The sequence below is a fragment of the Synechococcus sp. H55.9 genome, from assembly GCF_047462355.1.
Classification (GTDB): Bacteria; Cyanobacteriota; Cyanobacteriia; order Thermostichales; family Thermostichaceae; genus Thermostichus.
In genome coordinates this window covers 3,919-11,845 of record NZ_JANSJB010000072.1, presented here as the reverse complement: position 1 = coordinate 11,845, position 7,927 = coordinate 3,919, and the positions used below count along the sequence as shown (strand labels likewise).

The 7,927-nt window shown below is 59.5% G+C and carries 6 protein-coding genes and 1 pseudogene; 4 read left to right on the top strand and 3 right to left on the bottom strand.

The genetic code is table 11. The features are described 5' to 3' along the window. Positions 1–578 (bottom strand): annotated as a pseudogene (locus NW857_RS09720) (hypothetical protein); the annotation flags it as partial. A gap of 371 nt (positions 579–949) precedes the next feature. Here NW857_RS09720 and NW857_RS09715 point away from each other — a divergent pair. After that, positions 950–2,071, top strand: a complete 1,122-nt coding sequence (locus NW857_RS09715) for a PP2C family protein-serine/threonine phosphatase (RefSeq protein WP_414336493.1) — start codon at positions 950–952, stop codon at positions 2,069–2,071. Here the strand turns inward: NW857_RS09715 and NW857_RS09710 are convergent. Then, on the bottom strand, positions 2,068–4,224 hold the full coding sequence (locus tag NW857_RS09710) for an NAD(P)H-quinone oxidoreductase subunit 5 (RefSeq protein ID WP_414332811.1): 2,157 nt from the start codon (positions 4,222–4,224) through the stop codon (positions 2,068–2,070). The two genes, NW857_RS09715 and NW857_RS09710, sit on opposite strands and share 4 nt — an antisense overlap. Before the next feature lie 371 nt (positions 4,225–4,595). Between NW857_RS09710 and NW857_RS09705 the strand changes: the two genes are divergently transcribed. Continuing rightward, positions 4,596–4,952: a single-stranded DNA-binding protein gene (locus NW857_RS09705; protein WP_414332812.1), complete on the top strand. Its 357-nt coding sequence runs from the start codon at positions 4,596–4,598 to the stop codon at positions 4,950–4,952. Here the strand turns inward: NW857_RS09705 and NW857_RS09700 are convergent. After that, positions 4,949–5,725 (bottom strand): cobalt-precorrin-6A reductase, encoded by a 777-nt coding sequence (locus NW857_RS09700; protein ID WP_414332814.1) that lies wholly within the window; start codon positions 5,723–5,725, stop codon positions 4,949–4,951. The two genes, NW857_RS09705 and NW857_RS09700, sit on opposite strands and share 4 nt — an antisense overlap. Positions 5,726–5,789: 64 nt before the next feature. Between NW857_RS09700 and NW857_RS09695 the strand changes: the two genes are divergently transcribed. Further along, on the top strand, positions 5,790–6,305 hold the full coding sequence (locus NW857_RS09695; protein WP_414332815.1) for a bifunctional nuclease family protein: 516 nt from the start codon (positions 5,790–5,792) through the stop codon (positions 6,303–6,305). Between the two features lie 249 nt (positions 6,306–6,554). Further along, complete coding sequence (ispG, locus tag NW857_RS09690) at positions 6,555–7,796, top strand: (E)-4-hydroxy-3-methylbut-2-enyl-diphosphate synthase (RefSeq protein WP_414332881.1); 1,242 nt, start codon at positions 6,555–6,557, stop codon at positions 7,794–7,796. Positions 7,797–7,927: the final 131 nt, after the last annotated feature.

Genomic DNA, 7,927 nt, shown 5'->3' with positions numbered 1-7,927 from the left:
TGCGGTCGAAAGCGACGCGGGATCGCCTCGGGCCGCAGGCCGCGCAGCAGGAACTCCGGCTGGCGCAGATCTTGAGGAGTAAAGTAAAAGCTTTCTTGCCAGAGCAGCTCGTCCAGGTCGCGGGCAAAAATTGGTTTCAAGTGGTCGATGATCTGCACCACAACCGACTCGGTGAAGGCCGGTATAACCTTCTCGATGTGAAGCTGATCGTAAACCGAGCGCAGCCGCTCGCTGCGGAAGTCTTCGATCGAGATCAGCCCCTTCATGGTTCCAATCCGACCGTCGCTCAGCAGGAACTTATAGACAACTTCGGCAGTGGCGCCTGGGGAGAGAACGGGAGTTCCGGTCAAGTCAGGGCAAATTTGCAGGGGGCGTAGCAAGCGGCTGGTTTCACTGATGCTGAAGCAACTCCAAGCTGCCGGGTTGAGCACCACCGACGATAGGCTGGCCAGCAATTGCTTCTCATCCAACTCCTCCAGCCGGATTTCTCCCCCGGGAGCTTGGCGGGGTGCCGTGGGTGAAGCCGCCTGCGAATCCCGAACGGACGGCGGAGATAAGGATAGAGGAGACGCGCTCATGCAGCAAAGGCCGTTTAACCTCAAAGTTCACTCTAGACCGGCAAAGGATGGATAAGATGTGATCCGTATCTCTGTGTCCAATGGAAGTCTCTAAAGCAAAATCTGCCCAAAAACCCCCCCGCTGTTATCTATTCCCACCAGTATCTTGAAACGGTCAGCTTTTGGGTAGCGTGCAACCACGGTTTTAGGGATCCACTAAGGGATACGCAACTTTAGCTCTGGTGGATGAGGTTGCTGAGGCTTTTCCCCTAACTGCCCTCCAAACCGGCTTTTCTGCCGCAACCCCTGGGCTAGGATAAAGGGTCCGCCTACCAGTACGGGCCAGAGTTGCATTTTAATTCGGGTTGATTCGGGATTGAGGTGCAGTGGTCATGACGGCCATTTTGATTGTGGACGACGATCCCACCATTCGGCTGGTGTTGAAGCGATCCCTGGAGCGGCAGGGCTACACCGTCGAGATGGCCAGCGGTGGCTTGGAAGGGCTGGAGAAAGCTCATCTCCTAACCCCGGGGCTGATTATCTGTGACTGGATGATGCCGGATATGGATGGGCTGGAAGTCTGCCGGCGCATCAAGGCGGATCCCAAGTTTTCCACGACGTTTTTTATTTTGCTCACTGCGCGCACAGAAGTCGAAGACCGTATTCAGGGCCTGGATGCCGGGGCAGACGAGTTCCTCAGCAAGCCCATCGACCCCAACGAGCTGCGGGCGCGCGTGCGGGCTGGGCTGCGCTTGCATCAGCTCAGCTACGACTTGCAACAGCAAACCGCCAGGTTGCGGGCAGAACTGGCCGAGGCGGCCAGCTATGTGCGTTCTCTTTTGCCCAAGCCGGCCTCTTTCCCCGATCACCGAATAGCCATCGAGTGGTGCTTTTTGCCTTCGCAGGAGTTGGGGGGGGATTCATTTAACTACCACTGGCTAGACGAGGATCATCTGGCCATCTACCTGCTAGATGTGTCGGGGCATGGGGTGGGATCCGCTCTACTGTCGGTATCGGTGATGAACCAGTTGCGCTCTCAGGGCTTACCCGACACCGACCCGCGACAGCCGGATGCGGTCTTGCGCGCCCTCAACCACTCTTTCCAGATGGGATCCCACCACGACATGTACTTCACCCTTTGGTATGGGGTCTATCAGCCGCGATCCCGTCTGCTCTCTTTTGCCAGTGCTGGCCATCCGCCTGCTCTGCTCATCCAGGCTCAGGAGTTGCGCCTGCTGAAGACCGCCAACGTGCCCATCGGGGTTTTGCCCGACCAGAATTTTCAAAGGGATCAAGTGCAGATCCCTGAGAACAGCCACCTCTACCTGTTCAGCGACGGAGTTTACGAAGTCATGAACCCGCAGAGAGAAATCTGGGGGCTAGACAATCTGATGGCTCTGCTGAGCAAGAGCGCCGACGGCAGCCTGGATCAGGTGATCCAGCACGCCCAATCTTTCCAGGGGCAAACAGATTTTGAAGATGATTTCTCCTTGCTTCGTGTCAGCTTTCGCTAAACCCCCACGCCGGAAAGCACCACCATCACCACCACCGCTGCAAAGATGATCAAAGCATAAAACTGCGCCTTGCCGTTCTCCAGGTATTTCATCACTTCGCCGCCGACCATTGCCACCAGGCCCGTCAAGTTGACCACCCCATCCACAATGCGGCTGTCCACCTCCAGCGCCTCCCGCGCCACAAAGCGGGTGCCCCGCACAAAGACCCGCTCGTAGAGGTCATCAATGTACCACTTGTTGAGGGAGAAGTAGTACAGGGGTTGCAGGCTTTGGGGGAAGGTGCCGGGATCGATGCGCTTCTGCCAGTAGATCAAGCCGGCCAAGGTGATGCCGATCAGCCCAATGCCCACCGAGCTGCCCGCCATGATCAGAAACTCCCGCCAGTCAAAGTGACCCGCCAGCACCCCTTGCCACTCGGCTGCCACCTGGGCCCAGAGGGAAACGGCCTCTGTAGCCGATTCGCCAGGCGCATGGATGAACGCCTCGAAGAAGTTGGCAAAGGGAGTGCCCACCAAGCCGATCAGCACCGAAGGAACCGCCAGCGCCACCAACGGCATCGTCATCGACAGGGGAGACTCATGCGGCTCGGCGGCGTGGCCATGCCCATCGTGCCCGTCTTCCACAGCTTCGGGATGGCTGCTGGGCTGGGGCCTTTCGTAAAGGTTCATGGCTCCGGGGCCGTAGGCCGCCTCTTTCCCGGCAAACGCATAGGCAAAAGCCGGCACCGGTCGGCCCTGGCTGACGGCCACCTCCTGCCGCAGCTTCAGGTTGGTGCCGCGAAACTCCCCTTCAAAAGTAAGAAAGTAGATGCGGAACATGTAGAAGGCGGTGATCCCCGCGGTGAGGAAGCCCACACCCCAGAGAGCTGGGTTGTGTTCAAACACCGCGGCCAAGATCTCGTCCTTGGACCAGAAGCCGGCAAAGGGCGGGATCCCACAGATGGCCAGCGTGCCAATCAAAAAAGTAATGGCCGTAACCGGCATGTATTTGCGCAGCCCTCCCATCAGGCGCATATCCTGAGCTAAGGCGGGGTCATGGCCAACCACGGCTTCCATGCCATGGATGACCGAGCCGGATCCCAAAAAGAGCAGCGCCTTAAAGTAAGCATGGGTTGTCAGGTGAAACAGGCCGGCCCCATAGGCACCGCACCCCATGGCCATGACCATATAGCCCAGTTGGGAGATGGTGGAGTAGGCCAAGCCCTTTTTGATGTCGTTTTGGGTGATGGCGATGCTGGCCCCCAAAAAAGCCGTACCTGCCCCTGTCCAGGCGATGAGATCCATGACTGCTGGGATCCCTTCCAGCAGCGGGAACATACGCGCCAACAGGAAGACCCCGGCAGCCACCATCGTGGCCGCGTGGATGAGGGCGGAAATGGGCGTGGGACCTTCCATGGCATCCGGCAGCCACACGTGCAGCGGGAACTGGGCCGACTTGGCCACTGGCCCCAAGAACACCAACACCGCAAACAGGGCAACCAAGCTGCTGCTCACCGCGCCGTTGGCCACCATCTGCTCCACATTGCGGGCCAGTTCCTCAAACCCAAAAGTGCCGGAAATCCAGTAGAAGCCCAAAATGCCCAGCAACAGGCCAAAGTCCCCCACACGGTTGACCACAAACGCCTTCTGGGCTGCTTCCGCCGCCGCCTGCCGCTCGTACCAAAAGCCGATCAGCAGGTAGGAGCACATCCCCACCAGCTCCCAGAAGATGTAGATCTGCACCAGGTTGGGGCTGACCACCAGGCCCAGCATCGAGGAGGTGAACAGGCTCAGGTAGGCGTAGAAACGCACATAGCCGGGGTCGTGGGCCATGTAGCCATCGGAGTAGATCTGCACCAGAAAGGCCACCGTGGTTACCACCACCAGCATCATGGCGCTCAGGTGATCCACCACAAACCCCATGTCCACCAAGAAAGATCCCGCCTGAGCCCAGGTGATGGTTTTGAGAACGGTCTCATGGCCCTGCACTTGGCTGACCAAAAGGGCAAAGGCGTGAACCATCGCCGTTCCCGTCGCGAACACGCTCAAGAAGGCGGCCAGAGAGCGGTTGGATCTTGTCCAGGCATTGAACACCAAAATGCCCAAGCCGAGTAAAAAAGCCGCCACCAACGGATAAACGGGGATCAACCAGGCGTATGCGTAGATGAATTCCATGGGAAATGGTGCTGAATGCGTCCTCTTGCGGTAGTCAACCCTCCCTGCTGGCCGGTGAAAATCTATCTCCAGGGATCAGGGGTCTGGGCCGGCAGGTGCTCTGGGGCTTCTGACATTGTAAATCTTTGCAACACGATCAGCGCCCCCCTTGTGGCTGCCCAATCCATGAGAGCAGAGATTTTTCTTTCTGAGCAACCGGGATCCCCGCAGGACAATCGGGAGATATTCTAAAGACTCTCCCCGAGCCTCGATCCGCAAGGCCTACGGCCCGCTGACGCGATCAGCCGAGGCCGTCGCCGCGAAGATGACAGGGATCGCTTGCAAGCGCTACAACAAAAGCCTAGGGGCCGTAAACGATCTGGAGAAAACCCATGAGCCTGAACTTGGTGACCTTGGTGGGGCGAGCCGGCATGGATCCGGAGGTGCGCTACTTCGAGTCGGGCAAGGTGGTGTGTACCTTTAGCTTGGCGGTCAACCGCTTCCGCAAAGGCGAAGACAAGCCCGATTGGTTCAACTTGGAGCTGTGGGGGCGCACGGCTGAGGTGGCCGGAGAATACGTGCGCAAGGGCAGCCTCATCGGGGTAACGGGCAGCCTCAAGTTCGATCGCTGGAAAGACAAATCCACGGGTGAGGAGCGCCAGCGGCCTGTCATCGCTGTAGATCGTCTCGAGTTGCTGGGATCCCGTCAAGATCGCGAGCCTGACCTGGCTGCAGAGGAGCGGTTCTAAATCTGCCCCAGCCGACGTTGGCACTCCCGCACCACCTCGGCCAAATCCTGACTACACCAGGGGTAGCTCAAGAGTGGTCGTCGGACTACCCACAGCGGGATCCCCAGGGTTTTGGCCACGGCCTGTTTAACGACCAGCCCACCCGCTTCTCCCGAGTCCTTGCTGATGACTCCCTGAAGATCTAGCCTCTGCCAAAGCCGCAGCTCCTGCTCAAAGCTGAGGGGCAGGCGCATCCCAATCACCCGCTCAGCAGGGATCCCGGCTTGCACCGCTTGGGGAACCGACTGCGGCAGTACCCGCGCGTACAACTGGCAGCGATCCTGCCAGGGTACAAACAAGGGCAACGCCTTCACCCCCACCGTCAAGAGCAGCCGCCGCCCCGCCAGCACGGCCTCGGTGAGCACCCCCTGCCAGTCCGGCACCACCTGCACCCAGGGATCCAACGCCACCGGGGGGCGCTCGTAGCGCAGGTAGGGGATCCCCAGTTGGGCCGACACCTGCATAGCCAATTGTGAGATCTCCTGGGCAAAGGGATGGGAGGCATCCACTACCACGCGGATCTGGCGCTCCTGCAGGAACTGTTCCAAAGAGGGCAGCGAAAATCGCGTCACCACCACCTGGCCGGGCAGATCCCGATACAGGCTTCTGCCGCCCTCGCTGGTGACGCTGGCTATCCAAGGGATCCCCTGGCGGCTGAGGGCCTTGGCCAAGCTGCGGCTCTCGCTGGTGCCCCCGATCAAGGTCACTTTCGCCAGATCACCGACTGAGCTCATGGTGTGTTGCCAAACTTCGGCACCCGTAGATACGATCAAGATCAACGGCTGGAGGCAGTTGCTCATGATCGAGATGCATGTGGCTGGGATCGCGGTCGATGCCGTTAACCAGAACCCCATCGTCATCCTGCGCGATAGCAGTGAGCGGCGTGCCCTGCCCATTTGGGTGGGGAAAGCAGAGGCCAATGCCATTTTGCAGGCGCTGGACGACCAAAAGCCACTGCGCCCTATGACCCATGATCTAATCCTCAACTCCTGGAAGACGTGGGGGATCAGGCTGGAGCGAGTTATCATTCACGCCCTGCTGGACAACACCTTCTACGCGGTGCTCGTCACCTTCTGCGGCGATAAAAAGCAAGAGATCGACTGCCGCCCCAGCGATGCCATTGCCCTTGCCCTGCGAGCCCACGTTCCCATCTGGACGGTGGAAGAGGTGATCGCGGAAGCCTCGATCCCGATGAACCAGGATGCCGACGAAGCGGAGCGGGAAGCCTTTCGCAAGTTTGTGGAAAACGTGACGCCCAAAGACTTTATTCGCAGCCGCCCCTTCACCGACCACCCCACGGAAGCAGACAGTTGAAGTTGCTGCCCTGCTGAGCTATCCGCTGCTAGAGGATCCGAGTGATTGACCAGTCTCTGCCCCCTGTGGCCGTCTAAGGCTCTGCTCATTTTCTCGATAAGGTGTCCCATCCTGAGTTAATCAGGAGGCGGGGATCGCGCCCGGCTGCCGGAGGGTGAGCCCCTCAGTACCTACCCTGAGCTCCCGGTCTTGCCGGCATTTCAGCCTACAATCAAGCTAGAGTAGCCCTCTCAGCTTAACCAAGCTATGATGCAAACCCTAGATCGGCCCAGCGCCCCCCCTCAGCAGCCCTACCCAGAACCGGTCTATCCTCGTCGCCCCACCCGCACCGTGGCCGTAGCCGACGTGTTGATCGGCAGCCAGCACCCGGTGGTGGTGCAGTCGATGATTAACGAAGACACCCTCGACATCGAGGCGGCGGTGGCGGCCATCCGTCGTCTGCACGAGGCGGGCTCGGAAATTGTGCGCGTCACCGTTCCCAGCATGGCCCACGCCAAGGCGATGGAGGCGATTCGGGACAAGCTGATCCAAACCTACAGGCCGGTGCCCCTGGTGGCCGATGTGCACCACAACGGCATCAAGATCGCCCTGGAAGTGGCCCAATACGTGGATAAGGTACGCATTAACCCAGGGTTGTTTGTCTTTGAAAAACCCCAGCCCGGTCGTACCGAATATACCCAAGCGGAATTTGAGGCCATCCGCAACAAAATCCGGGAAACCTTCACCCCCCTTGTCCAGACCCTCAAAGCCCAGAACAAAGCCCTGCGCATTGGGGTCAACCACGGATCCCTGGCAGAGCGGATGCTCTTCACCTACGGGGATACGCCTGAGGGCATGGTGGAGTCGGCCCTGGAATTTGCCCAAATTTGCGCCGAGCAGGATTTCCACAATGTGGTTCTCTCCTTCAAGGCTTCCCGTCCTCAGGTGATGTTGGCGGCCTACCGGCTGGCGGCCCGCCGCTTCGATGCCTTGGGCCTGAATTATCCCTTTCACTTGGGCGTAACCGAGGCCGGCGATGGAGAATATGGCCGCATCAAGTCGGCCGTCGGGATCGGGACGCTGCTGGCCGAAGGGATCGGCGACACCATTCGGGTGTCTCTCACGGAAGCGCCGGAAAAGGAGATCCCGGTGGCCTACGGCATCTTGCAGGCCCTCAACCTGCGCAAGACCATGGTGGAATATGTGGCCTGTCCTTCCTGTGGCCGTACCCTCTTCAACTTGGAGGAAGTGCTGCAGAAGGTGCGCGCCGCAACTCAGCACCTGGTGGGCCTCGACATTGCCGTCATGGGCTGCATCGTCAATGGGCCAGGAGAAATGGCCGACGCCGATTACGGCTATGTGGGTAAGACGCCAGGGGTGATCTCCCTCTACCGCGGCAAAGAAGAAGTGAAAAAGGTGCCGGAATCCGAGGGCGTCCAAGCGCTGATCGATCTGATCAAAGCCGATGGCCGTTGGGTGGATCCGCCTTCTTCCCCCGGGACCCCAGCCTGAGTTGAAATCACTACGTCCAGAGCAACTGTAGATTTCAACGGCCATTTATAGTCGTTAGATTAAGACACTTTGCCGCCGGCCCGCCCAAGCGCTCCGCGCCGCTAGCGCGACCACCCCCGGCCCCTCTCCCT

What these genes read in the sequence shown, in the direction of transcription:
- NW857_RS09715 (WP_414336493.1), top strand. Translation starts at nt 950, where the DNA reads ATGACGGCCATTTTGATTGTGGACGACGATCCCACCATTCGGCTGGTG.
- NW857_RS09710 (WP_414332811.1), bottom strand. Translation starts at nt 4,224, where the DNA reads ATGGAATTCATCTACGCATACGCCTGGTTGATCCCCGTTTATCCGTTG.
- NW857_RS09705 (WP_414332812.1), top strand. Translation starts at nt 4,596, where the DNA reads ATGAGCCTGAACTTGGTGACCTTGGTGGGGCGAGCCGGCATGGATCCG.
- NW857_RS09700 (WP_414332814.1), bottom strand. Translation starts at nt 5,725, where the DNA reads ATGAGCTCAGTCGGTGATCTGGCGAAAGTGACCTTGATCGGGGGCACC.
- NW857_RS09695 (WP_414332815.1), top strand. Translation starts at nt 5,790, where the DNA reads ATGATCGAGATGCATGTGGCTGGGATCGCGGTCGATGCCGTTAACCAG.
- ispG (WP_414332881.1), top strand. Translation starts at nt 6,555, where the DNA reads ATGCAAACCCTAGATCGGCCCAGCGCCCCCCCTCAGCAGCCCTACCCA.